At 41.6% G+C, this 26,462-nt stretch carries 27 protein-coding genes; 4 read left to right on the top strand and 23 right to left on the bottom strand.

The features are described 5' to 3' along the window. The 9 genes from cbpB to F602_RS0105490 form a co-directional block, all read right to left on the bottom strand. Positions 1–453 carry a cyclic-di-AMP-binding protein CbpB gene (gene cbpB / locus F602_RS0105540; protein WP_018166967.1) on the bottom strand — a complete coding sequence of 151 codons (453 nt, stop codon included), beginning with the start codon at positions 451–453 and terminating at the stop codon, positions 1–3. Then, on the bottom strand, positions 450–980 hold the full coding sequence (locus F602_RS0105535) for a metallophosphoesterase (RefSeq protein ID WP_018166966.1): 531 nt from the start codon (positions 978–980) through the stop codon (positions 450–452). The genes cbpB and F602_RS0105535 overlap by 4 nt, the downstream gene beginning before the upstream one ends. Then, positions 950–1,942: a nucleoside-triphosphate diphosphatase gene (locus F602_RS0105530; protein ID WP_018166965.1), complete on the bottom strand. Its 993-nt coding sequence runs from the start codon at positions 1,940–1,942 to the stop codon at positions 950–952. The genes F602_RS0105535 and F602_RS0105530 overlap by 31 nt, the downstream gene beginning before the upstream one ends. Then, positions 1,939–2,733: a glutamate racemase gene (racE, locus tag F602_RS0105525; RefSeq protein ID WP_018166964.1), complete on the bottom strand. Its 795-nt coding sequence runs from the start codon at positions 2,731–2,733 to the stop codon at positions 1,939–1,941. The genes F602_RS0105530 and racE overlap by 4 nt, the downstream gene beginning before the upstream one ends. A gap of 125 nt (positions 2,734–2,858) precedes the next feature. Further along, positions 2,859–3,095: a YneF family protein gene (locus tag F602_RS0105520; RefSeq protein ID WP_018166963.1), complete on the bottom strand. Its 237-nt coding sequence runs from the start codon at positions 3,093–3,095 to the stop codon at positions 2,859–2,861. An 87-nt stretch (positions 3,096–3,182) separates the two neighbouring features. Further along, positions 3,183–4,424 carry a diaminopimelate decarboxylase gene (locus F602_RS0105515; RefSeq protein WP_018166962.1) on the bottom strand — a complete coding sequence of 414 codons (1,242 nt, stop codon included), beginning with the start codon at positions 4,422–4,424 and terminating at the stop codon, positions 3,183–3,185. 397 nt (positions 4,425–4,821) lie between these two features. Further along, the gene (locus tag F602_RS0105500) at positions 4,822–5,517 is read right to left on the bottom strand and encodes a Bax inhibitor-1/YccA family protein (RefSeq protein WP_018166959.1); all 696 of its coding nucleotides are present in this window, start codon (positions 5,515–5,517) and stop codon (positions 4,822–4,824) included. A 31-nt stretch (positions 5,518–5,548) separates the two neighbouring features. Beyond that, positions 5,549–6,037, bottom strand: a complete 489-nt coding sequence (locus F602_RS0105495; RefSeq protein WP_018166958.1) for an HDIG domain-containing metalloprotein — start codon at positions 6,035–6,037, stop codon at positions 5,549–5,551. Between the two features lie 48 nt (positions 6,038–6,085). Further along, complete coding sequence (locus F602_RS0105490) at positions 6,086–6,826, bottom strand: TrmH family RNA methyltransferase (protein ID WP_018166957.1); 741 nt, start codon at positions 6,824–6,826, stop codon at positions 6,086–6,088. A gap of 78 nt (positions 6,827–6,904) precedes the next feature. Between F602_RS0105490 and F602_RS0105485 the strand changes: the two genes are divergently transcribed. Continuing rightward, a complete protein-coding gene (locus F602_RS0105485) occupies positions 6,905–7,183 on the top strand; it encodes an acylphosphatase (protein ID WP_018166956.1) in 279 nt (92 codons plus the stop codon). A 69-nt stretch (positions 7,184–7,252) separates the two neighbouring features. After that, positions 7,253–8,158: a membrane protein insertase YidC gene (gene yidC / locus F602_RS0105480; protein ID WP_018166955.1), complete on the top strand. Its 906-nt coding sequence runs from the start codon at positions 7,253–7,255 to the stop codon at positions 8,156–8,158. 113 nt (positions 8,159–8,271) lie between these two features. Here the strand turns inward: yidC and F602_RS10610 are convergent, their stop codons facing one another. From F602_RS10610 to F602_RS0105445, 7 genes are all read right to left on the bottom strand, one after another. Then, positions 8,272–9,693, bottom strand: a complete 1,422-nt coding sequence (locus tag F602_RS10610) for a trypsin-like serine protease (RefSeq protein ID WP_018166954.1) — start codon at positions 9,691–9,693, stop codon at positions 8,272–8,274. A 127-nt stretch (positions 9,694–9,820) separates the two neighbouring features. After that, on the bottom strand, positions 9,821–11,131 hold the full coding sequence (locus tag F602_RS10605; protein ID WP_018166953.1) for a trypsin-like serine protease: 1,311 nt from the start codon (positions 11,129–11,131) through the stop codon (positions 9,821–9,823). A gap of 101 nt (positions 11,132–11,232) precedes the next feature. Beyond that, positions 11,233–11,715 (bottom strand): transcription elongation factor GreA, encoded by a 483-nt coding sequence (gene greA / locus F602_RS0105465; protein WP_018166952.1) that lies wholly within the window; start codon positions 11,713–11,715, stop codon positions 11,233–11,235. 82 nt (positions 11,716–11,797) lie between these two features. Beyond that, the gene (gene mltG / locus F602_RS0105460) at positions 11,798–13,279 is read right to left on the bottom strand and encodes an endolytic transglycosylase MltG (RefSeq protein WP_425423264.1); all 1,482 of its coding nucleotides are present in this window, start codon (positions 13,277–13,279) and stop codon (positions 11,798–11,800) included. Between the two features lie 204 nt (positions 13,280–13,483). Further along, a complete protein-coding gene (murC, locus tag F602_RS0105455) occupies positions 13,484–14,815 on the bottom strand; it encodes a UDP-N-acetylmuramate--L-alanine ligase (protein ID WP_018166950.1) in 1,332 nt (443 codons plus the stop codon). 4 nt (positions 14,816–14,819) lie between these two features. Further along, entirely contained in the window at positions 14,820–15,497 is a 678-nt protein-coding gene (gene zapJ / locus F602_RS0105450) for a divisome accessory protein ZapJ (protein WP_026183319.1), read from the bottom strand. A 58-nt stretch (positions 15,498–15,555) separates the two neighbouring features. Then, on the bottom strand, positions 15,556–18,648 hold the full coding sequence (locus tag F602_RS0105445) for a pilus expression-regulating Snf2 family helicase (protein ID WP_026183318.1): 3,093 nt from the start codon (positions 18,646–18,648) through the stop codon (positions 15,556–15,558). A 178-nt stretch (positions 18,649–18,826) separates the two neighbouring features. On the opposite strand from F602_RS0105445, the gene F602_RS10600 reads away from it, so the two are divergent. Both F602_RS10600 and F602_RS10595 read left to right on the top strand, forming a co-directional pair. Continuing rightward, positions 18,827–19,186, top strand: coding sequence for a MerR family transcriptional regulator (locus F602_RS10600; protein ID WP_018166947.1), 360 nt, complete (start codon positions 18,827–18,829; stop codon positions 19,184–19,186). Between the two features lie 140 nt (positions 19,187–19,326). After that, entirely contained in the window at positions 19,327–19,689 is a 363-nt protein-coding gene (locus F602_RS10595; RefSeq protein WP_018166946.1) for a hypothetical protein, read from the top strand. A gap of 22 nt (positions 19,690–19,711) precedes the next feature. Here the strand turns inward: F602_RS10595 and der are convergent, their stop codons facing one another. The 7 genes from der to F602_RS0105405 form a co-directional block, all read right to left on the bottom strand. Continuing rightward, entirely contained in the window at positions 19,712–21,022 is a 1,311-nt protein-coding gene (der, locus tag F602_RS0105435) for a ribosome biogenesis GTPase Der (protein WP_018166945.1), read from the bottom strand. Positions 21,023–21,036: 14 nt separating this feature from the next. Next, positions 21,037–21,750 (bottom strand): nitroreductase family protein, encoded by a 714-nt coding sequence (locus F602_RS0105430; RefSeq protein ID WP_018166944.1) that lies wholly within the window; start codon positions 21,748–21,750, stop codon positions 21,037–21,039. Then, on the bottom strand, positions 21,743–22,660 hold the full coding sequence (dnaI, locus tag F602_RS0105425; protein WP_018166943.1) for a primosomal protein DnaI: 918 nt from the start codon (positions 22,658–22,660) through the stop codon (positions 21,743–21,745). Before dnaI ends, F602_RS0105430 begins: the two co-directional genes overlap by 8 nt. 129 nt (positions 22,661–22,789) lie before the next feature. Next, positions 22,790–23,947 (bottom strand): replication initiation and membrane attachment family protein, encoded by a 1,158-nt coding sequence (locus F602_RS0105420; RefSeq protein ID WP_018166942.1) that lies wholly within the window; start codon positions 23,945–23,947, stop codon positions 22,790–22,792. A gap of 12 nt (positions 23,948–23,959) precedes the next feature. Continuing rightward, a complete protein-coding gene (nrdR, locus tag F602_RS0105415) occupies positions 23,960–24,427 on the bottom strand; it encodes a transcriptional regulator NrdR (RefSeq protein WP_018166941.1) in 468 nt (155 codons plus the stop codon). Positions 24,428–24,550: 123 nt separating this feature from the next. Next, positions 24,551–25,666 (bottom strand): AI-2E family transporter, encoded by a 1,116-nt coding sequence (locus F602_RS0105410; protein ID WP_026183317.1) that lies wholly within the window; start codon positions 25,664–25,666, stop codon positions 24,551–24,553. 103 nt (positions 25,667–25,769) lie between these two features. Then, complete coding sequence (locus F602_RS0105405) at positions 25,770–26,462, bottom strand: response regulator transcription factor (protein ID WP_018166939.1); 693 nt, start codon at positions 26,460–26,462, stop codon at positions 25,770–25,772.

Below are 26,462 nucleotides of genomic sequence, written 5' to 3'. Positions count from 1 at the left end.
CTACTTATTTTTCTCGACAATATCAAAGCTATGTACCAAAGCATTGACAGCTTTCAGGATGGACTTGCGGGTAATGATGCCCAGGAACTCATCCTCTTCTCCCAGAACTGGCAGGAAGGATTCGTCAATCAGCTTGCGTAGAACATCTGCTAGTTCGTAATTTTCTCGAACCGTGGTAACATCCCTCTTGGTTATAAGAGCAATATCTTGTTGCAATTCATCATCGCTTAACTCTTGCCCTACCTGATACTGGACAATATCATTGAGTCCAATGGTCCCAACAAAGTGATTATCCTCTGTCACCACAGGCACACGTGAGAAAGTCATATGACTCAAAAGCAACTTGGCATGATCGATATTATGGCTATCAATAATAACAGCCAGTTTATCAGCCGGAGTCAGGAAAGTATCTTCCTGTTCCAGTAAAAATCGTTCTATTTTGGGTGAAATCATCGTCGAAAATCCTTTGCAAGTGCCGTATATTCTTCGTGTTCTAGATTGTAAAAACGAACGGATAAAACCTCGCTTGTAATGGTCACCAAGGCATAAAGCTTGGTCTGTATAGGACCACGAGGTTGTTGGACAGAACCAGGATTGAGAAAGATAGTCTTCCCTCTCTTCTCAACGGCAGCTGCATGCAAATGTCCGTAGAGGCAGAGGTCCGCATCTACTTCCTGAGCCCAGTAATCTAGATTTTGCCAGGTATAGTTGATACGATAAAGGTGGCCATGAGTTTGAGCTATCCGGCAACCAGCCAAGTCCGTGACTAGCTTTTCTGCATAACCAGAATCGTAATCACAGTTACCAGCCACTACCTGGATGCCATCCCAAATAGGATCTCCACTCGCCAGTTCCGAATCTCCATTATGAAAGATGGCATCTACTTTATCCAGATAATAATCTTTCAGTTCTTGCACAATTCCTCGATTGCCATGAGAATCACTCATGACTAAGATTGTTTTGCTAGTTTCTCTTGCCATGATGGAAAGGCCTCCACTAATTTTTCTAATGCTTTTGCACGGTGGGAAATCTGATTTTTTTCTTCTAGAGTTAACTCAGCCGATGTTTTGCCGCTGTCTCCTACAAGGAAAAGCGGATCATAACCAAAACCATGGTCCCCCTGTGGCGCCATCGCAATATAGCCTGCCCAGTCTGCTTCGACAACCAAACTTTCTGCATGCGGTGCGGCCATCACTAGAGTACAATGAAATTGGGCAGAACGTTCCTTTGGCTCAAAGACCATGGCCAATTCATGTAGGAGTTTAGCGTTGTTACTAGCATCAGTGGCATCCGGTCCTGAGAAACGAGCAGACCAGACACCTGGCAAACCACCTAGTTTGTCTACCTTTAATCCTGAGTCATCCGCTAAAACCATCTTACCAGTTAACTGTGCAATGGTTTCTGCCTTGAGGCGAGCATTCTCTTCAAAAGTCATACCTGTCTCTGCCACATCTGGTAGGTCTGGATAAGCATGAAGATTTTCAACCTTGTAGCCCAGTTTGGCAAAGAACTGACGAAATTCATTTGTCTTACCCTCGTTCTTAGTAGCAATCAGAATGCTATCTCCCAAGTCAGCAGAAGATACTACTTGTGACCCAAAAAAGTCTCCCAAAGAAGCACCGCCTTCTGGCAACTGCACTGCAACAAGTTTTTCTTCTTCTGTCACCAGAATGGCACCAGCCTGTTGGCGTAGTTTCAAAGAACGTTTCGTCTTATCCTGAATCATCTCAATGAGAAAAGCGATCAAGCGAAAGCGAGACTGATAGGAAACGACATGGATTTGCAGACCTGATTCCTGTAGTTGGTCTAGTAGATGATGAAAATCCTTTTGAACAGCTTCAAAAACGGTATCGTCACCAAAGCAAGTGAAGTAATTAAAACCTGCCCAGGTTCCGATGAACCAATTATCTTCATCCTTGTATTCGTAAATCTTTTTTGTCATAGGGTCACATGCTCCACGATAAGGTCCATAGCTAGCCAATCCTCCGCAATCTCGCGAAAGGCCATGGGGCTAGCTGTTGTGTAAAAGGTATGTTTGAGTGGCTCTGCTGTTCGACTACGGTTAATCTCGAAATAATTGAGCAAGACCGAAATGTCACGGGCACATTCTGCTCCTGAATCAATTAATTTCACATCCTGGCCCATGACATTTTGGATGATGGCCCGAAGTAAGGGATAATGAGTGCAACCTAGAACAAGGGTATCTACTTTGCCGACTAAGGGCCGTAGGGTTTCATAGACTACCTTCTTAGCCAGACTGGATTTGTAATTGTTCGATTCTACCAGAGGGACGAATTTCGGGCAGGCCAAATTCTCTATTTCTGTTTCTGGTGAAAGGGCCTGAATCTTGTGGCGGTAGATGTCCGATTGGATTGTCATGGGTGTCCCTAGAACTCCGATTTTCCCATTACGAGTAGCTTTGATAGCCGCTGAAGCGCCTGGCAAAATCACCCCCAAAACGGGAATATCCAATTTTTCCTTGACCTCTTCCCAAGCTACTGCTGTTGCAGTGTTGCAGGCAAAGACAATCATCTTAACATTCTTGGTCAAGAGAAAATTGACCAATTCCCAAGTAAAGCTCCTAATTTGCTCGGCCGACCTTGGACCATAGGGAGCCCTAGCCGAATCGCCGATATATACAATTTCTTCATGAGGAAGCTGGCGCATGAGTTCTCGGGCCACTGTCAGACCGCCCACTCCAGAATCCAAAAAACCAATTGGTCGATTATCCATACTCTTAGCTAGTCAGGGCTAAATTGAGAGCCCATATCCATTCTTTCTATCATTTTTAAGGGAATAAATCCCTAACCTTCTGGCTCGAAAAAGGGACTTGGGAGTGTATCCCAGTCCCAATATTCTTATTTTTTCTTCGCAGCTTGTTTTTGCTGAGCCTTGATTTGACGATATGCTTGCTGTACTTTGGCTTCGCTTGGTTTTTGACCCATTTGTGTCATCATCACACGAAGAGCATTTTCATCTAAAATCGGCTTGTCAGCAATCATCTTTTCGACTTGTTTACGAGCAATAAACATCCCCAATGCTACTCCACCCGCCAAAGCGACGATGATCAATAAAATTGCAAGACCAAGATTCATGATTTTTCTATCTCCTTAGATTGTATTCCTCTTATTATATCAAAATCCCAGATGATTGACAATTGCAAATCACATCCAAAACATCTTTTAAAAGTCAAAACCAGTAATCGTTGCAAAGTAATCATCCATAGTTTCCGCCCGACGAATCAAGCGCGGACTTCCGTCTTCTTGTAAGAGAATCTCTGCTGAACGGAGACGACCATTGTAATTGTAGCCCATTGAAAAGCCGTGAGCACCAGCATCGTGAATAATCAAGGTATCGCCTACACGAACCTGTGGTAATGCACGATTTTTCGCAAATTTATCATTGTTTTCACAGAGACTCCCCGTAACATCGACCACCTCTACAGGACCACGTGGGTTAGAAATATTGGTAATGTGATGATACGCTCCGTAAAAGGCTGGTCGCATGAGATTGGCTGCAGTTGCATCCACCCCGACATAGCGGCGATACGTATCTTTAATATGGAGAACCTTGGTCACCAAATGTCCGTGAGGTGCCAACATGAAGCGTCCCAATTCCGTATAAATCTTAACAGCTCCAAGACCATTTGGCACTAAAATTTCATCAAATTTAGCATGAACCCCAGCCCCAATCACCGCAATATTATTTTGCTTGTTTTCAGGGCTGTAGTCCACACCGATACCACCCGATAGATCGATAAAATCTAACTCTACTCCCGTTAGTGTCTTAATTTCTACTGCTAACTCAAAGAGTTGGCCCGCCAAGGTCGGATAGTAGTCATTAGTGACCGTGTTGGAAGCTAGGAAGGCATGAAGACCAAACTTCTGAACTCCCTTTGCCTGCAAGTCTTTATAGCCTTGAATCAGCTGCTCCTTGGTCATACCAAACTTAGATTCTTCAGGATGGTCCATAATATCTGTTCCCAAGGAGAATACACCACCTGGATTGTAGCGTAAAGAGACCGTCTCAGGCAATCCTGCGACTTCTTCTAGAAATGCGATATGCTCGTAGGCATCCAAATTGATAATGGCATTGACCTTGCGAGCCAATATATACTCGGAAGCCTTGGTTACATTGGATGTAAAGCAAATATCCTTGAACCCTAGCCGTTCTGCCATAACCAACTCTGTATCAGTCGCACAGTCCACACCACAACCTTCCTCTTGTAAAATTTTCAAAATAGCTGGTGTCGGTGTCGCCTTTACAGCAAAATACTCTTTGAAGCCTGGATTCCAAGCGAAGGCTGCATTAACAGCACGTGCTGTTTCTCGGATCCCCTTTTCATCATAGAGATGAAATGGAGTCGGAAATTGGGTTGTTATGTTTGTCAATTGAGCTTCTGTTACAAAGGGGGTCTTGGTCATAGCGTCTTTCTCCTTTTAGTTTTCTATTATACCATAGATTAAACAATCAGTCAGACTTGGCTGATTAAGCTATTTATTTTACAAAGCCTTCCAATGACATGAGGCAAAAATCACCACATTCCTTGCCTTCTCCTAAGGCATTCAGACAAGCAGTGTACTAGTATGGAGAGCCTGCTATGGTATCACTTGCACAGTTAGACTTCAAACTTCCAAGTCCATTGCTATCAAAACTATCGGCCACTATCAACCCGGAAAAATTCTACAGCCAGTGTATGGTCTTTTATTTCTTCCTGAAAATTTTATAGATAGTCAAATAAAACGATGAGTACACTGGTTAGTGCAACTGGCTCTGATGCAGATAAAAAACCACCAACTAAGTTGATGGTTTTGTAGCACATTAGTCTCTACGTCCAAAGATACGAAGAAGATTAAGAAAGAGATTGACAAAGTCAAGGTAGAGTTGTAGAGCTAGAGAGATTGCCCATCCTTCCTGAACTTCACCGCCTGTTTCCTCAAAGACATAGCGGATACGTTGATTATCGTAGGCAATCAAGCCCGCAAAGATGACAACGGAGATCAGAGAAATGATGAAACTCATGCCTGAACTTTGTAAAAACATATTGACCACACTAGCAATGATGATACCAACCAAGGCAGCAAGTAGGGCTTGCCCCATGCCTGATAAATTTTTCTTAGTGGTCGCACCGATAATTGCCATAACCGCAAACATACCAACTGCTGTGACAAAAGCTAGAAGAATCGTCTCTTGAACATAAAACCAGAGGACGATAGAAATGGTAAATCCATTGATAGCAGAATAAGCGATGAAAAGTGGCAAAGCCATCGGGCTATTTTTAGCTGCAGCTGTTGAGGCAAACATCACCAAGGCAATTTCTGCTAACATAATCAGCCAGATAACCAATCGCCCACCCATGACTAATTGAAGAGTTGCTTCAAAAAAGACCGTCAATGATAGATAAGCCACTAGAGCTGACAGGCCTATGCCCATGGCCACATAGCCATAAATTTTTGCAAAGAAACGATTGAGGGCTGTAACCTCCGTTTGCTCCATCATAATAGGATTGTTGTTCATAATATGTCTCCTTTAAATCTAAATCGAAATTTTATGGTATTTTCAAGCGAAGAATCTTACGATTTTTCCACTTATGCTGCCAAGGGAGAGTAGCCTCTCTGACAGCCCAGTACTTGTCCACACAGGTCACAATCCAAGATTCCTTGTATCGCGGTGGTGCAATGGTGGCTCCAAACATATGCTTAACAATAATATCTTTTTCAATTTTATTGAGGGCTGTTAGCTTCTGAGCATTTCTAACTGCTATCCGAGGATGGATCCAAGCATGACTCTTGTTGAACTTGGTATCTCTCCAATCGTAATAAAACAAATCATGCAAGAGGCCCCCTCTGGCTGTTGATTTGGCATCCCAGCCGAGCTTCTTGGCTACCTTATAGCTGGTATACGAAACATTGATGGAATGCTCTAGGCGGGTCGAATGGTAATGATGCGTAATTTCACCTAAACGTTGAACCCTTGTAGTATCAATCAAATGACCGACATGAGCCATATATTCCTCATCTTTCAAATAAGCTGTCATAAATTGTACCTCATTTCTATCATTATAGCACAGTTTACTCTCAATTACTTAAATAAAACTAAATAGTAAAATCCCTGCTGCCACAGCCACATTGAGACTCTCAGCCTGGCCTGGCATCGGAATATGAACCAGTTGGTTTGCATATTCAGCTATAAAATCCGAAATCCCCTGCCCTTCATTTCCCATGACCAAGGCAAAAGAACTTGGAATATTCACCTTTTTATAATCAACAGAATCTTTCGATAAAGTAGTAGCGTAAATAGGAACCTGATTGGTCTGAAAGTGTTCAACTAATGCTGGTAGATTTACACGATAAACCGGCAGATGAAAATGACTTCCCTGCATTGAGCGTAAGACCTTCATGTTATAAATATCAGCTGTCTTCTCCGAAACAAAAACCCCATCATAGCCAGCAGCATCCGCCGTCCGAATCATCGTCCCGACATTGCCTGGATCTTGAACATCTTCCAACACCAAATATTTACCATTTAGAACGTGGGGTAGCTCTTGCTGGGGCAAAGCAATTTGAGCAACAACCCCTTGTGGTGTTACGCTATCAGATAACTCTGCCAATATCTCTGGACTAACTACCTTGACTGGACTCTTTGTATCCAGTTGATGTAGTCCATCTTCTGTCACAAAAATTTGTTGAATAATGGCGCCTGATTGTCTGGCCTCCTCTAGCAAATGCCATCCCTCAATCAAATAAGAAGTTTTTCGATATTTCTTTTGTTGCAACTTTTTAGCCTGTTTAATCAACTGATTGCTCTTTGAGCGAATGATTTCCATGCAATTCCCCATTTTCTTTCTTTGCCAACAATGATATAATAAAGTAAAGTTCTTGTCAAAAAGATAGGAGGGCAAAAAATGAGAAAGGTTAAAATGATTGCCTCTGGTCGAGTACAGGGTGTTGGTTTTCGCTGGTCCGTCCAGTTTTTAGCCATGGACATCGGAGAAATCTATGGCCGCGTCTGGAATAATGAGGACGGAACAGTCACTATACTTGCCCAATCTGACAATTCTGAGAAGCTCAGCAAATTCATCCATGAAATCCGCAAAGGTCCTTCCCGTATGTCTAAGGTCACCTATTTGGATGTGACCATGGCCCATTTTGAAGATTTTACAGATTTTAAGATGAGCAACTGAGGTCTGACTTGAATATTTGGCTGAAAACCAGTAAAATAGAACTTATCTTGAAAAAAAGGAAATAAAATCGTGAAAAAAATTAATCGTATCTTGTTATCGGGCTTTGCCCTTTCAAGTTTGCTCTTCTTATCTGGCTGTGTAAGTGTAGATAAGAGTGGAAATCCTACTGGTATGGTTTGGAACTTTATTGGACAACCCATGGCCAATATCATCACCTACTTTGCTGAAGAGCAAGGTTTGGGATTTGGTGCTGGTATTATCATCGTAACCCTCCTCGTTCGCTTTTTAATTTTACCCTTGGGCCTCTATCAGTCTTGGAAGGCTAGCATCCAGTCTGAAAAGATGCACTACCTCAAACCAATCCTAGCTCCTCTTCAGGAAAAAATGAAAACGGCTAGTACACAAGCAGAGCAAATGGCTGCTCAACAAGCCTACTTCGCTGCTCAAAAAGAGTACGGTGTTAGCATGTTTGGTGGCATGGGATGTTTACCGCTTCTCATTCAGATGCCTTTCTTCTCAGCTCTCTTCTTTGCTGCCCGTTACACAGAGGGTATTGCTGAAGCCAACTTTATGGGCATTAATCTTGGAAGCCGTAGCCTGGTCTTGATTGCCCTAGCTGGTCTCTTCTATTTTGCCCAATCTATCCTTATGCAGGTTGGCATGGACGAGGAGCAGAAAAAGCAAAGCCGCTCTATCATGTTGATGAACCCCTTGATGATTATGTTCTTCTCATGGTCTTCACCAGCTGGAGTCACTCTCTACTGGGTAGTCGGCGGGGTGTTTGGAATTATTCAGCAGGCTATCACCAACTTTATCATCAAACCAAAAATCCGCAAACAAATTGAAGAAGAATTTGCAAAAAATCCTCCAAAAGCACAAAAAGTTACTAAGGATGTGACTCCGATGGCAAGTTCAGCTATTCAAACACCTACAAAGAAAAGCAACCGCAATGCCGGTAAACAAAGAAGTAGATAGATAATAGAGATTGATCCTTATCAACCATCAGCTTTGCTGATGGTTTTTTTGCTGTCAAAAGAACTAGTTACACAAAAAAAGATGAGCCTAGGCTCATCTTTAAATAATATAGATTACTTAGTATAGAAGGAAATACCTTCATTTCTCCAACCCCGAGTACCTAGGACCTTCACTTCATTTTGGTCTGCTGTATATAGGTGAACACGCAAACCATCATGGTAAAGGCGATAAACTGGAGTCTTACCACCAGAATAGAAGGCAATGCCCTCTGCATCCCATGCACCACTTCGAGCAAGGACATCACGTTCATGTTTGCTTGTTGTATAAAGATGTTCCCTCATAACCTTGCCATACAAACGATAAACTGGTGTGCCACCAGCAACTGTAGTAAATTTTTGTCCTTCAAAATTCCAGCCACGGGTCGTTAATACAGAAGATTCGTCCAAGCTTTGTGTGTAAAGGTGTCGCTGAATGCCAGGGTTATAAAGACGATAAGTGACATGTTTAGGATCCGCTGTTTTTTGACTAACAACAGAAAGATTCCCTGGTTTGTTGCTTCGAGCCATATTGATCATAGTCTTAGTATCTTCCATGACACGGCGGCCCATATTGTAATGGAATTCAATCCATTCACCTGTATAGCGATCATAGCTTCCATACTCATAGGTATTAATGGCAATGACTTGATTATTGCGATTCAAGACTCCTCCACCACTTTGACCTGGTTCTGTGTCTAATTGGTAACGGATATTTTTTCCATTTATCGAAGATACCTTATCAAACATCGTGTACATGTAACCTGTTTTAGCATCTGTACGAGTTGGGTAACCCGGTAGCTGAATCCGCTCCCCAGCTACCTGTGTAGTAGAAATAGGCAGGTAACCAACACGCGAATCAACATTACGATTTAGTTTGATGACCCCCATATCATTGTCTTCACTAGATGAACCGGTTGTGGTCTTATACAAGCGGAACATATAATAGTTTTGGGCACTATAAGTTCCATAGTGTTTTTTCTTACCATCAAAGGCTGGTATGAAAGTAAGCGAAGTAGCCCATCCGCCCTCTTTTTTGTTATAAAAGACATGAGCTGCTGTTAAAACAAGGTTTGGACTGATCAGGACACCCGTGCCAATGCCTGTATTTCCACTAGGGAAATTAGCCAGAACAACCCCTGTCTTACGATAAGGATTTACTGTAGTATTTGTCACACGATACTGACCATCTGCACCAATAACCCCTTCCAAAACACCTGATTCTACTAAGGCAGCAACTTCACTGTCTTCAATCTTAGGTTCGCTTTCTTCAGTTGTTTCTTCACTTGTAGTGGTATTTTCCACTGTTGAAGTAATAACATTCAGGGTGTGGGTAGCTTCTGTTAGTTCAGTTGTTGTAACTGGATGTCCACTCACAACCTCGGTAGTCGCCACCTCTTCAGCAGTAGTTGTTTCATTTGCAGAAACCAATGTCGGCGCCGTTGTCCCAAGAACCAATGTTAACAAGAACATGGAACAAAGTGATTTTGTAAATTTCATATAATATACCTCCTTTTATATTATATCTCAACTATCTTTTTTTTCAAAATATTTGTCGTCATTTTTTACAAAAAATAGATAAGGAACGAACATTCCTTATCTATCGTGAATCGAATGATATTCTAACCTACTGGGCATACCAGGCAAGTCCTTCATCAAGCCAAGAACGCCTTTTTAGAACGTTCCTTTCATTTGTATCACTTGTATACAGATGAACCTTCAAACCTGTATGATAGAGGCGGTAGATTGGCGTTTCACCTTCTGAGTACCAAGCAACACTTTCATAATCCCAACCTCGCTGGACCAAAATATCTCTCTCCAGACTACTAGTCGTATAGAGATGCTCCTTAGTCACTGGGCTATAGAGGCGATAGACAGGGATACCATAGTCCGCAGAACGAAAAGTTTCACCTTCATATTTCCATCCCCTTGTCTTCAAAATAGCTATCTCATTTTGGTCCTGAGTGTAAAGATGTCGCTGAATACCTGCATGATAGAGACGATGGACTGATTTTTGAACCAACCAATGGCTAATCACCTCTTCCGAACCCTGCTTTTCACCTTTAGCAATAGCAATCATATCTAAACTATCTTGCATGATGCGTCGTGCTGCATTGTAGATATAAACCTGATTGCCATCTACAAAGCCGAGGGTATGGATGCCTACAATTTCATTATCTTGATTGAGAACAGGAGAGCCACTTTGACCACTTTCTGTATCAATTTCATAGCGAATAAGGTTGTCCTTGATAGAGGTAGCCTCACCCCACATAGTATACATAAAACCAATCTTCCAGTCAGAAGTCCTAGGATACGGATATCCTGCTACTTGAATCCGTTTGCCGTCAGAAATCTCTGTGGATACTGGAAGAAAGCCAACCTGACTATCAACTGGCTGAGTCAATTTGATAACAGCCATATCAAAAGACTCAGATGTTCCCGTTTCTTCATTTTGATAAGATTTGAGCATAAAAATCCGACCAGCTTGATATTTCCCATATGGTTCTGCCTCCCCATTTTGAGCTGGTATCACTAAAACGTCCTCTGTCCACTGACCCCGTTTAATATTGTACACATTATGCGCAGCTGTTAAGACAAGATCCGGTCCTATCATCACACCAGTGCCATAGAGAACACCTGATGCAAAAAAAGACTCCAGACGAACCACCTGTCGATAAGGGGTGAGCAAGGTATTTGTCACCAAGATTTGATTATCTGAATCAATAATCCCTTCTGGTATGGCCTCTACTTCAGAAAAATCTGGTGCTTGCGATGGCAATATAGTCGTTGCTTCGCTAGAGGGAATCAGCTCTGATTTTGAGGAATCGGCACTGGTGGTAGAAGTCGTTGCTTCTGTAGGTATACCTGATTCTGAGCCATTTGTTTCTTGAGCAAAAACTTCCCCTTGCCCTAAATACACTAGCAGAAATAGGCACATTAACCTATAGTAAACTCTTTTTCTCAACATCTTTCTTACCTTTTCATGTACCAAAAAAGTGACAGAATGAAAGGTAACAAACACTTTCATTGCTTGTTACCTTATTTTGTCTTTTCGACCTTCAAAATCTTGATGTCATAGCTCCCTGCTGGAGTTTGTACGGTAACCGTATCCCCTTTCTTCTTGCCAATCAGAGCTTGTCCTATTGGACTTTCATTTGAAACCTTATTGGCAAAGGCATCTGCACCAGCAGCACCTACGATTTGATAGACTTCCTTATCTGTCTCACCGACCTCTTGAACGGTAACTGTTTTCCCGATAGCCACTTCATCTTTTGCTACGGCATCACTATTAACGATTTCTGCATAGCGGATTTTTGTTTCAATACTAGAAATCTGTCCCTCAACAAAGGCCTGTTCATCCTTAGCAGCTTCGTATTCACTATTTTCAGAAAGGTCACCATAGGAACGCGCAATCTTGATACGCTCAACAATTTCCGGACGACGAACCAATTTGAGTTCTTCTAATTCTTTCTCCAATTTCTCTTTTTCTTCAATTGTCATTGGATATGTTTTTTCTGACATTACTTTTTTCTCATTTCTTCTTTTATCTTTTTATACTAAAACAGAATTATGTGGTTCCAACCACATAATTCCATTTTGAAAATTACTGATTTAACTTACTGTTAACGTATTTTTCGACATTATGATTGTGTTCTTCAACCGTAGCAGAGTAATAAACTGTACCAGTTGTTACATCAGCTACAAAGTAATAATATTCTGTGTCATTTGGCTTGAGCGTTGCTTGAATGGCGGACAGACTAGGGCTGTCAACCGGTCCAGGCATCAAACCAGCTCGAACGTAGATATTATAAGGGGAATCAATATTGGTATCAATAGTTGCATCTTCCTCTAGAGTAGTCTCTTGACCAAGTTTTCCCATGGCATAGAGGATTGCAATATTTGATTGTAGAGGCATGGAAATATTGAGGCGATTATAAAAGACACTGGCAATATTTCTGCGGTCTTCGTCTGTCGCGCCTTCTTTTTCAACCAAGGAGGCCAAGGTGAGCAGTTGATTGACTGTCAAGCCCATGCTAGACAATTGACCATAGTAGGATTGAAGATTGGCATCCATAGCCGTAATCATTTTTTCAACCAATTCTTCCATGCTAGTTGACTTCGTATATTCATAGGTTGCTGGGAATAAATAGCCTTCTAACTGGTACTTCACACCGCTATCTGCTGCTGGTAAATTTGCAAATAGTTTAGGATACTTTGCAACCATACGATTGATAAAATCGGGATTTTTAACTGTCTCCAAAAATTCCTCTGAACTAAAGCTAGTTTTATCATCCTTATCCTTGGTATACACATTATCAGTCACGGCCTGAGCAATTTGCTCAATGGTATAACCCTCGATAACTAAAACCTTACCAGCTATTGGATCTACAGGTGTCGGTGTTCCACTCTCTTGAAGCGTTTTAGCTAACTCATCGACAGACATGGACTGACTTAAATTGTAGTAACCACTTTGAAAATTGTTATAGCTCTTTAGTTTAGCATAGTAGTTAAAGATAGTTGCATTTTTTATTAACTGATTTTGGACTAAAATGTTCCCAATTTCTTTGGTAGAGGAACCTTCTGGAATCTCCACTTGAACAATTTTTGTCGAAGTTGGATCCATTGGTTCTAGGCTCGATTTAACATAAGAATAGCCAGTGTATGCTGTGATAGCTAATGCTAAAAGAACAACCACCACAACAGTTGCAGCAATGCGTTTAGCTGCTGTCTCCTGTTTCATCCGCTGGCGATTTCTTCGACGCTTTGAGTTAGTAGATTCGACTTTAGGAGTCTTTTTTGTCTTTGCTGATACTGCTGGACTAATAATAGTGTCCTCCAATTCATGCTCAGGTGTTTTTTCTGACTGTGGCCAGTCCATTTCAACCCTAGTGTCCTCTAAATCCAGATTACTTGGTGCAGAAAGAGATTGTTCTTGCAGAGGATCACTAGGAGAGATAAAATCAAACTCATCTCTGGTCATCCTTTTTCCTTCCTGAAGGAACTGAGATGATCCTTCATCTGACTGCGACAATTCAGTTTGTTTAAAGGACTCAACTTCAAGCGCTTCGAGCTTGTCTTCTGCCACTTCAGAGGTCTGTGTATCTTTTGATTGTAAATCGTCCACTAGAATGAAGCTCCTTTCACACAATCATCTGTTATTATATCTTAAATGCAATTTAAAAGCAAGAACTTCCCTATCTTATAGGCTTCACGCCTGTTTTTTAGTTCAATTTTTTGCTAAAAAACTTTTCTAAAAAAGGAAAATCAGCAGACAGCTGTCTGCCAATTTTTATTGGACATTTTTCGACAAATTGGACAAGAGTTGCTCAAAGGAATACTCATAGGATTGGATATCGCCAGCTCCCATGAAGACATAGACAGCATTGCTGTGATCAAGTAAAGGAGAGGTATTTTCAACAGTCACCAAGCCACCTGTTTTGGTGATTTTTGCTGCCAAATCTTCAACCTTAACTTCTCCATTGTCCACTTCACGGGCTGAACCATAGATTTGTGCCAAATAGACTGCATCAGCATCATTGAGAGCTTCTGCAAATTCATCTAGTAAGGCAATCGTGCGGGTAAAGGTATGGGGTTGGAAAATAGCGACAATTTCCTTACTTGGATATTTTTGCCGAGCCGCATCAATGGTCGCAATAATTTCTGTTGGATGGTGGGCAAAATCATCAATGATAACCGTTCCGTTCACCAATTTTTCAGTAAAGCGACGTTTGACGCCACCAAAGGTCTGAAGATGCTCCGCAACTAAAGTCAAATCAAAACCAGCCACAAAAAGATTGGCAATGACGGCTGTAGCATTGAGGACATTGTGTTTCCCAAAGGTTGGAATCTGGAATTCTCCTAGTTCCTGTTGTCCATGACGGACCTTGAATTGCGAACCTGTGGTAGACGGCTTCAGGTCATAAGCTACGAAATCATTATTGTCCTTAAATCCGTAATAATAAATCGGTGCATCGGCTGTAATACGGCGTAACTGCTCATCTTCTCCATAAACAAAGAGACCTTTTTTGACTTGTTTGGCATAGTCATCAAAAGCATTAAAGACATCTTCCAAGCTGGTAAAATAATCTGGATGGTCAAAGTCAATATTGGTGATAATGCTGTATTCTGGATAATAAGGTTTGAAATGACGCTCATACTCATCAGATTCAAAAACAAAGTATTGTGCATTAGCAGAACCACGTCCTGTACCATCTCCAATCAAAAAAGAAGTATCCGTAATATTGCTCATCACATGGGCAAAAAGGCCTGTTGTAGAAGTTTTTCCATGGGCACCTGCCACACCAAAACTAACAAATTGGCGCATAAAGTCAGCTAGAAATTCATGGTAACGTTTATAGGACAAACCTAATTTATCTGCTTGTGCAATCTCCACATTATTATCTGGTCGAAAGGCGTTACCGGCAATTAATTCGACATCCTCTGTGATATTTTCCTCAGAGAAAGGTAAAATAGCAATTCCCGCTTGCTCCAAACCACGCTGGGTAAAATAGTACTTATCAACATCACTACCTTGAACCTTGTAGCCCATTTGATGCAACATAAGGGCAAGGGCACTCATACCTGAACCCTTAATTCCAATAAAATGATATGTTTTTGTCATTGGTTTATACTTCCTCTTCCATGTGAGTCAAATTGAGTTCTTGGGCCAAGCGACGCTCTTGGTTGAGCTTGTGCTCAGGATAATTGTATACTTGGCTCTTCTTTAAGAAATCATAAGAATTCTTACGTACAGGTTGTTCTTTTTCGCTTTCCTTCTTCTCCAAAGAATAAACTGCTGGCATATCCGCCAAAATATAGCTAGTTTGGCGCAAGCGCTCAGCTAAGTCAACTAGCTGCTCATTGCGATTTTTAACCAAAAGGGTCGTTGGCTCCCTTTTAATAACAGGGCTATGAACATTAGGCTTATCGTCCTTTAGATAAGCAGCTGAGCGTTTTTTCTTCAAATCTTCACGTGCTTGCTCTCTCGCTAGCTGGCCTTGAGTTTTTTGAGTGGAGTGTTTGGTGTCCACTACAGCAGAACGCACCGTTTTCTGCATACGGTCCCGCCTTGAATAAAGGCTCGGCTCTGCATGAAAGATTGGAGGCAAGAGATCCTCTGAAATATCTGCTACAACCTGTTTTTCTTCCTTAACAGGAATTTCTTCTTGACTACCATAATCTTTTTCTTGATAAGGTCCCCTGATATTGCTGATAAGGTCTGATTCCTCATACAAACGCATCTGAGGATTGGGACTCAAGACAGGCTCGTTGTCTGCCACTATTGGAAATGATGTTCTTCTCATACGCATTCCTTTCAAGAAATTATTATAGCACATTTACACTATTTTAGCCTATACTTGTTTAAGAAATTCCCAAGATTTCCTTGATTTCTTGGACCGTCATGCTAGCTCGGCTTTCATTGCCATCCAAAACTGCTGTAACTAGGTTTTTCTTGGTTTCCTGGAGAGCCTGAATCTTTTCCTCTATGGTTCCCTTGGTAATCAACCGATAAAATTCTACCTTTTGGGTTTGACCCATGCGGTGAGCTCGGCTAATAGCTTGGGCTTCAACAGCTGGATTCCACCACAAGTCAACTAGAATCACCGTATCGGCTCCTGTTAAATTGAGACCGACCCCACCTGCTTTCAGAGAGATAAGAAAGGCATCTCGACTGCCAGCATTGAAGGCTCGAGTCATGATTTGGCGTTGATTAGCTGGCGTTGAACCTGTTAGTTTGTAGCTGGAAATCTCCAAGCTGTCCAAGGTTTCTTCAATAATATCCAGCATTTCCCTGAATTGAGAGAAAATCAGAATACGGTGCTGACCTTCTTTGAGTTGGATAAGAAGCTCACGAAGGCTGTCCAATTTACCACTCTCGCCCTTATAATCCTCGATAAAGAGTTTTGGTGTGTCACAAATTTGTCGAAGTCTGGTAATGCCAGACAAGATTTCAATCTTACGGCGGTTGATTTCAGCCACACTGGCTCCGGCTATGCTAGTCTGCATCTGCTGCAATTGTGCCAGATAGATGGCCTTTTGTTCATCAGACAACTCATTGAGGACATTTACCTCAATCAGGTCAGGTAACTCAATCAAAACATCTTCTTTCTTTCGGCGTAGAACAAAAGGTTTGATAATACGTGATACTTGAGGAGCGGATAACTTCCCAAAGTCTGACTTAGTCGGCAAGAGGCCTGGCAAGACGATTTGGAAGATGGACCAGATTTCTGCCAAATGGTTTTCAATCGGAGTGCCTGATAGGGCAAAGCAATTGCCTACTTCAAAATCACGAAGGAGCTGGGCAATCTTGGTCTGAGAATTTTTCATAACCTGTGCTTCATCCAAAATGAGGTAATCATATTTCTTGGTCTTTTGATAAAGTTCATAATCTTGGCGGAAAGAGGTATAGCTAGTCACTAAAACTTGATACTCTTTAGCTAAAATGGCTTCTCGTTCAGTCTTATGACCGTATACAACTGCCACATCTAGCTGAGGAGCAAAACGTCGAAACTCTTCCTGCCAGTTGTAAATGAGACTAGCAGGTGCTAGGATGAGGACACGGGAATCTTTGGTCAAGCGACTACTAAGAAAAGCGATAGTTTGCAAGGTTTTCCCCAACCCCATATCATCTGCTAAGATACCACCAAAACCATATTTATCAAGCATAGAAAGCCACTTAATACCTTCTTTTTGGTAATCGCGTAAATCAGCTGTCACAGCCACATCCGGCAAGGGGAATCTCTCAGGATGGGTCAAATCGTAAGCCAGCTCCTGAAAATCAGCAGAGAATTGGACGTAGTTATTGCTTTCCAATGCTTGAGCCAGCTGGTAGCCGGCTAGTTTCGTAAGGGTTAGATGCCCACCTTGACTATATTGGGCCCGTAAGTTTTGTAGGCTTTGACTGATTTTTCGACTTTCCTCATCAAAAACTAGTACCCTCCCTGTCTGACTAGTAAAGTAGGCCTCTTGTGCTAGCAGAGCCTGGGTTGCTGCCTCAATTTCGTCTTCTGCAATACCTGAAAAATCAAAGGATACATCCAGTAATGAACCTGAAGTAGATACTGAAACATGAGTACTTCCCTCAATCAACAAATCAGCTACTTCTGGAGACAGAGATAGTTTACCAAGAGCACGTAGTTCAGCCAATCCATCTGTCAGGAAACTATATCGTTCTTGGACCAACAAATCCTCTCGCTGGGCCTGAAAAGCACCTCTAAAACCTAACTGCTCTAGTGTAGCAAAAATTTTCTGCAGTTGCTGATAATGAGGTAAGAAGGGCAACTGATGTAAATCTTCTTGGTTAGTCACCACTACCCCATCAAAATCCAACTCAAGGCTTAGTCTCAAATACTGGTCCTTCTTTGATAAAGCAAAGGAAGCCTGAAAAGGATGAATGGTAAATCTCTGCGGAGCCTTTACTGGTCCTAGGAGTTGCAAATCCAACAAGGATAAAGCTAATTTTTCCTGGTCTTGGTAATCAACCTGTATTTTCTTAATTCCTTCATCTGTAGGAGTCAAATCCTTGATGGAGGCTAAAAGAGCCCGTTCCTTACGTCCCAACTGATAAAGGCGGTTATCTACAATCAAGTAATGCCCCTGCAACAATTCTTGAATGGGCTGTTCTTCTATCAACAATTCAATCATGTGGGTGTGGGGCTGAACCTCAAAACGAAACAGGCTCATATTAGGATCATAAGGAAGAACAGACAGACTGTGATAAGTTGTAAAACGATAATCAAACTGGAAAAAAAAGAGTCCTTGTAATAATTCCAATCCCTCTTCAAAATAAAGCAAAGGCAAGCGCAAGTTCCGACCAAAATCAACAAAAATCTCGTTACTAATAAGATGCTTATCCGGTGCCATTCGCCAGAGAAAATCAATCAATTCTTGACTAGCGTCATCAAACTCTTCGTAGGAAATCAGCTCATAGTAATTGCGACCAATCTGGTAATGCCCTTCCTGTTTGAGAATCTTTAAAAAAGCTCCAATATCTCGGATGATATAAGTCCGCTGATCAGGTAAACGGCTGATTTTTAGGGTCCAGTCAATCTGCTGTTCAAAAGTACCTAGACTTCCTTCTGCCGCCAAGCGATATTTGAGAATTTTCGGCTCCAAAGTCCCCAAAACCTTATCCAGAAAAAGACCACCAAAATAATTGCGCTGCTTTGTTTCCTGTTCTTGTTGACCTTTTGTTTGGATTTGTTCCAGCAATTCCCTGGCTGTTGTATCATTTTTTAAAAAATATTCTGTCGCAGCAAGATGCTGGCAGTAGCCCTTTTGAGCAAACAGCTGACAGCTACAGGACAGATTTTTTTCATCCAAATCATAGAGGAACTCTTCTTGGGCAACCCGCAAAAAGATATCTTGACCTTCCACTTTTTTGACTACTAGTTGACCTTTTTCATATAACTCAATTCCCTCTTGCCGTATCCGACCGGGCATCATTCGACTCATTTCTCCACACCCTCTTCAATTCATCTCTCCATTATAGCATATTTGGAGGTAAACCAAAAGAATCGCGCGCAAAAAAGATAACTGTTGAAGCCATTTAATCCTATCACTGTTATCCTTTTACTTGACTTGTCCCTTGGGGACTGTGTTATGCTACAAATGAATAAAGGAGGGAAGTTTGATGTTTAGAAAAGACATACAAAAAAGACTAGGACTTACAAGAAAAGCCCTTGATTATTACGAAGAAAAGGGCTTTATTCATCCATGTAGAATGGAAAATGGGTATCGCAAATATTCGGACACAGACATTGCCACATTAGAGTTCATCTCCCTTTACAGAAAACTAGGGTTAAATCTTAGAGAAATTCGTGAAATAAAAGATTCACCACATTCTCTCAAAAACCTTTTACGAAAAAAAGCGCGAAATGTGGCAAACCAAAAGGAAAAACAAGAACTCCTAACTCAATTGGCAAAAGGAGCTACTCTCGATGAAATCCAAAACCAGCTCGCTATTTTGGAAAAAAAAGGAATGTCTTTATGATAGACTTGAAAGAGCTTTTCCAGGATACCTCGCCAGCTGTTTCTTTACAGCCTACCAACCATTTCTCAATGAGACCTTAAGTGAAGACGCGCAACAAGCCTTTCAAGACTATGTACATTATTTAGATCAACTTTTCGGAGTTGCCACTTACTAATGATGAACGCGCCTATATTGAAAAACAAACTTTTGATATTGATGATTCGAAACTGCAAAAATTACAACAACAGAAAATTTTAGCGATTAATAATCCGTCTCAGTGGTTTGAAGACAATCAAGAGGCTATACGAGAGTATCAATCTTTCAAGCAAAGTGATGATTATCTAAATAGCCCATTAAAAGCCATAGAATACAAACTAAAACAATATCTGTTAGATCAAAATTACTATAACGTAGCCATTCCTTTATTACGTAAAATCAGCATATCTTATGATCAGTACTATAAGCAACTCATCATGGCAAATGAAGTCTTTTTGAAAGCACAGATTTCACAAAAAAATGACTAGATATTTCTATCTAGTCATTTTTTTATTTCCTTTTTCTAGCAATCAAATGAATAGGAGTTCCTTCAAAGACAAAGGCCTTACGAATTTGATTTTCTAAGAAACGCAGGTAAGAAAAGTGCATTAACTCTTCTTCATTGACAAAGACTACAAAAGTCGGAGGCTTGGTTGCCACTTGGGTTGCGTAGAAGATTTTCAGGCGCTTGCCCTTATCTGTCGGCGTTGGGTTAATTGCAATGGCATCCATAATGACATCATTCAGAACAGCTGACGGAATGCGGGTATTTTGGCTCTGGCTGATTTGCTTAATCATGTCTGGCAGCTTATGGAGCCGTTGCTTGGTCAGTGCTGATACAAAGATAATTGGAGCATAGGATAGATACTGGAATTGATCACGAATATCCTCTTCCCACTTCTTCATGGTATGATTGTCTTTTTCCAGAGTATCCCATTTATTGACTACAATAATGATACCTTTACCAGCCTCATGAGCAAAGCCAGCAATCCGCTTGTCGTACTCACGGATACCTTCCTCGGCATTGATGACCATGAGAACTACATCTGAACGATCGATAGCACGCATAGCACGCATCACTGAGTATTTCTCCGTATTTTCATAGACCTTGCCTGATTTGCGCATCCCAGCCGTGTCAATCATGATGAATTCCTGACCCTCACTGTCTGTGAAATGCGTATCAATGGCATCACGGGTCGTACCAGCTACAGGCGAGGCAATCACACGCTCTTCGCCTAGGATAGCATTGATGAGACTTGATTTTCCAACATTGGGGCGGCCAATTAGACTGAACTTAATCATATCTGGGTTTTCATCTACCTCAACAGAAGGAAGGTTGTTGATAATGGCATCCAGAATATCACCTGTTCCCATACCATGAACAGACGAAACAGGATAGGGATCGCCTAGGCCCAAAGCATAAAAATCATAGATTTCATTGCGCATTTCAGGGTTGTCTACCTTATTGACGGCAAGGATAATTGGCTTATGGGTTTTATAAAGAATACGAGCCACATACTCGTCTGCATCCGTAATCCCCTCTTTTCCGGACACAACAAAAACGATGACATCCGCCTCATCCATAGCAATTTCAGCTTGGTGTTTGATTTGGGTCATAAAAGGGGCGTCTACGTCATCGATACCTCCTGTATCAATGATAGAAAATTTGCGATTAAGCCATTCTGCTGTTGCATAAATCCGGTCTCGAGTAACACCTTCAACGTCTTCGACAATTGAAATGCGTTCTCCCGCAATCCGGTTAAATAGGGTTGATTTTCCAACGTTAGGACGTCCCACGATGGCGATAGTTGGTAGAGCCATGGCTCCTCCTCTGTTTAAAGTAATTTGTGTTTCTCAAGTAAAGCCTTGGTTTCAGGCTGTTCTTCCTGCTTAAATTGATTGACTAGACGTTCAGACCAAAGCTCTGTTTGCCGAGCTCCTGCATACTCTGTCTGAACAGCATCATGGGCTACAATAGTCTCCACTGTTTGCTCCTTGTACTCTTCCTGGAAAACAAAAGCATCTAAGCGCAAGCGAGGTTTTACAGGAAAATGCTGGTTAGGTACACCTAATGCAATGCAAAAAACAGGATATGTGTAATCCGGAAGTGCAAAAAGTTCTGCCACTGCCAGAGCAGAATGGCGAATCATCCCAATAAATACACCGCCATAGCCCAAACTTTCCGCTGCCAACATGGCATTCTGACCAGCTAAGGCCGCATCCACTGAGGAAATCAGGAGATTTTCTGTACCTTTCGCATCAAAATCTGCTTGATGAAGCTGGGCCGCCTTGCTCGCTCGATTGTGATCACCCACAAAGACTAGAATTGTATCTGCCTGTAGAACAGCCGGCTGGGGTACCAAATCATAAAGAGACTGCTTCTTCTCTGATGACCTCACCACTATGATGGAGTAAGACTGGAAATTCTTCCAGCTAGAAGCTGCGCTTCCTGCTTCAATTATAGCCTGCAAATCAGGCTCTGAAATCCGTTCATCCTTGAAACGACGAACAGACGAATGGGACTTCATTAAGTTGATGGTTTCATTCATGCCGGTGATTTTCTCCTTCCAAATGGACTTCTTTAGCTAAGAAGCGGATACGTTCCATCACCCGCTTTGCTTGCCAACTCTCATCTCCAACCTTGCCTTGAGATAGGCGTTTTTCCAAATCAAGCATTGAAAAATTAGAAGTAAAGAAGGTTGGTAGATTTTCCTGCATTCGATGCTGCAAAATGACCTGCAAGACATCGTCGCGTACCCATGGACTATGCTGTTCGGCACCAATATCATCCAAAATCAGAATATCTGCTTTCTTAACAGTATCAATTTCTGACTTGACCTGACCAGATTGAATTGCATTTTTTACATTGACCACAAAACTAGGATAATGAACCATGGTTGTGGCTACGCTATATTTTTCAGATAAGTCATGGGCTAGAGCTGCCAACAAAAAGCTCTTACCAACTCCAAAATCACCATAGACATAGAGACCTTTTTTTGTTGGAGAATGAAAATTGCCAATAAAGTCGCTCATCAATGAGAGAATCTCTACCCGACTTTTGGTCAAGATGACACTGTCCTCCTGATTGGGAACCAAGGTGGCGTGCTTCAGGCTAGATGGCAATTCAACTAGGTTCATCCGACGGCGAATAGCCTCTTGACGTTGCGCTTCGACTAGCTCAGCTGTCTCCTCGTAGGATACGTCTGCATATCCTTTATTCATCATCAAAATGGGCTTATATCCCTTAGCAATATAGGTTTCATCCCCATGAAGCCACTTGTCCCTCTCCTTGATATATTCAAAAAACTTGGAGATGGAGAGTTCAATAATCTTCTCCGTCAGCGCATGTTCTTGAATAAAGGCAGCAACTTGAGGATCTGCTATAATTTCCTGACGGATTTCCTGATAAGACTTGCGGACCTGCTCAGGCTGACGCAAACTTTCTTGAACCTCTTTCATCTATTCTCCTTTCTTAAAATATAAAGGTCATCAAGGTGGGAAGTAATGTTTTTATATAGTTCCTCAGGCATGTCTAATGACTATAAGATGTTAAAAATCTCAAATGAGAACTACACAACCTTACGCACCTTATTTTTCTAATTTTTCTAAGATTTCCCGCTGGATTTCTTCTAATCTGGCCAAATCTTCTTCTGTGGTTTCTTCCTTGTAATCAGGATTACTCCAACTGGGCACATTTGAGTGCTGACTTTGACTAGTCTCAGCCTTCTTGCTAGTCGACTTACGGTTGCCTTCTCGCAAGGCCAAAACAGCAGCTTCCGCACTTCTTATTTCCTTATAGGAAAAGTCATTTCCCAATTTGAGGGCGTACTTTTCATTTAGATTGGCCGAGTCAACCTTATTAAAGGTATAGAGGACAATGACATTGATGACTTCATCCAATAATCCTAGTTTGGCTAAGCTGGTCAAACAAGTCTTCTCAGAAGCAATGACTGCTGCCTTCTTACTATCTTTAATGGCTGTCAAAAAGGCCAATGGTGATAAAGCTTGACTTTCGCGAATAATGGTTTCTTCGGCAGGGGAAAAGCTTACTTCTCCTGCACTTTTCCTCTGGTTAGAACGTAGTTTTTCTTGCATCCGCTTAATAGAAATTTCTTGGTTAATGGCTGTTTCTCGAGCTAACTGATAAACCTCCAACCAAGTCCAATTTTCTTGTTCAGCTAAGTGATAGAGACCGATAATATCCGTCTGCTCATCCTGAAAACGCAAATTGTGACGAGCCATAGTTTGCTTAAAAGCCTGTGCATCAAAGCGTTCAGACTTAGATCGCAACGGCTCAATTTGACCATCTAACTGAAAAACTTCTGAAAATGATTTTGAAATATTTTTATCTGCAGTAGGTAAGCTAATCCGCAATTTCTCAACAGCAGATTCGCCAATTTTTTTGGCTAAAAGAGCTCGATAAAGCTCATTTTTTAAAAAATCCTGACTGGATTGAGGAGCTTGAAGGGCTAAAGTATAGTTGTCTTCTTGCTGGTAAATAGCCAGTAGCTTCATAGCAGTCAGTACATCCAGAGCTTGTTCTAAAGCCTGAGTACCAAAGTTAAGATGATTTAAAATCTGGCTAAAACGAAAACGGCCTACCCCCTGATCATTGGTGACGCAGAGGTATTGATATAGAGCAAAAGCCTGTAGGCCAATAATGGGCTGATAACACTGGACCAGACTGACCATATCTGGCCAGACCGCCAGTTTCCCCACAAAGGAATAGGTTTGGTTCGGTCTCATTGTTTTACCTTGTTATTTTTTCTGACGACCACTCTTGGTAATCTGCTTGAGGAGACTTTCAATCTCACTAACATCCTTGAAAGAACGGTACACAGAGGCGAAACGAACATAAGTGATTTCATCCAAATCTACCAACTCTTCCATGACCAGATTACCGATCACATCGCTCTCCACCTCACTGTCACTCTGAGCGCGCACTTTCTGTTCAATCCGATTGACCACTTCATCAATGTCTGCACTGGAAACAGGGCGTTTTTGAGCGGAACGGATAATCCCGTTAAAGATTTTCTCACGTGAAAATTGCTCTCGTGTTCCATCTTTCTTGACTACAACGAGGGTTTTTTCTTCTAAACGTTCATAAGTTGTAAAGCGGTAATGGCAATTCTCGCACTCTCTCCTACGGCGAATGGTATTGCCATCTTCAGCCTGACGACTGTCTACTACGCTGGATTTCAAACTATTACATTTCGGGCAACGCATCTTCTTTCCCCCATTTTATCATTATGCCCCCATTGTACCACAATTCTAGGGAGAAGGAAAGAAAGGAAGAAAGAGAAAAGGACTTGTTGCTAGCCCTTTTCATCATATTTGCAAAAGAAGAATCTAACGTTCATTTGTTTCTGAGTATTTTCCTTCCAGACGAGCGTATGTCCATTCTCTTATCAAACGGTAAACCACAGCGAAAATAGGAGTGAAGAAAACCATACCTAGTAGGCCAAAAAGATTTCCACCAATTAAAGCTGCTGCCAAGGTAAATAAGGTTGGCAAACCAACTGATTGTCCAACAACACGCGGGTAAATGACATTCCCCTCAATCAGTTGAATCAACTGGAAGAGGACAATAGAACCCAAGGCTAGGAGCGGACTTTCGACAGAAATAAAGAGGGCACTGATAAGACAGGCTGAAAAAGGCCCAATATAAGGAACAAAAGAAAGAACTCCAGATAAGATACCCGCCATAGCTGCGAAAGGTATCCCAAAGAGACTGTAGGAAATAAAAACGAGGATACCAATGATAACAGCCTCTACAATCTGGCTCATCAAGAACTTGTCATAGGTATCAATAATAACTTCCCCAACATAATAGATTTTTTTTACCACTTTTTCAGGAAAAACAGCTAAAAGAAGCTTAAAGGTCATATCCTGAAGATGCTCTTTACTCGTTAAAATAGCTAATGTAAAGAAGAAGGCCATCACTAGGGTCATCGCATTCGAAAAAATCCCTCCAACATTGCTAACGAGGCCTGAGAGAAAACCTGTTACATATGTGGAAACATTGCTCCAGTCTGTAAAACGCGTCACATAATCCGTAAGCAGTTTAACCCATTTGTCAGATAAGATGCCACTGTTATTCAAATAATATAGAATTTTGGGAATGCCCTCTTGGGCAACCGTTACAAGCTGTGAAATCGTTGATGCTAAGGTCGGCAGGACGATAACCACTACTCCCGTCACAATCAAAGAAAAGCCGATTAACACGCCGACCAAAGCTAGGGGACGTTTCCCTTTTTTCAAAAAAGGAACTTTTTCAAGCAAATCTTCTAACTTTTTCATGGGTACATTGAGGACAAAGGCTAACAGCCCACCTACAAAAAGAGAATTCATAGACCCTAGAATAACCAGCAAAAGAGCATATAGGTCATCAATATTGAGAACCGCCAAGAGTACTACGGCTGCAAAGGTAATTAACAATAATTTTTCTTTCATAGAATCTTTCATCATCTACCATCCCTGTCTTTTATACTGGTTTATTATACCCTATCTAGCTCTAAAAGTCTAAAAAGAGAGAGCAGGTGATCCAAACTCTCTCTATCTATAAACTCTATTCATCCCGCATGGTATAGCCAACACCACGGACCGTTCGAATATAAGAAGCCTGACCAGGAAGATCCAGCTTCCCACGGAGGTAACGAATATAGACATCTACCACATTTGTTTCTGTCGCTGATTCATACTTCCAGACCCGATCTAAGAGCTGTTCCCTTGTCATGATTTCCTGACTCTCCATAAGGGTTGCCAGTAGATCATACTCTCTGCGAGTCAAATTAATTGCTTCCTGACCGCGGTGTACCGTTCGATTTTGAAAATCAATCTTTAAATCTCGATAGGCTGCTTGCAGTTTGACCTGCTTACAAGTCTCATCAATAAAATCACGTCCCCGGAAAATAGTTGTAACCTGCTGGACCAAGTCGCTGATAACAAACGGCTTGATGGTGTAAGAAACTGCGTATTGCTTGATTTCCTCACCGTATATTTGAGCTTCATCACTCTCGACAACGACAATCATGACAAGCCCTGGCCTAAAGCGTTGGAGTTGTTTAGCTAGCTCTGTACTGGTCATATCAGCTAATTGATAGCTGACAATCAACAAGTCAAAATCTGTCTCCTGGTTCAGCAAGAGCGCTTCTTCTCCACTCGATGCGTACTCCACAACATAATCCTGTTTCTGCAATTCCATGGAAACAAAGTGAGATAAATTACGCTCCTTACCTGCTATTAAAATCTTTTTTGCCAT

It is taken from the genome of Streptococcus minor DSM 17118, assembly GCF_000377005.1.
In the GTDB taxonomy this organism is placed as follows: domain Bacteria; phylum Bacillota; class Bacilli; order Lactobacillales; family Streptococcaceae; genus Streptococcus; species Streptococcus minor.
Note: the sequence above shows the minus strand (reverse complement) of the source record. Positions and strands in the feature narration are given on the sequence as shown.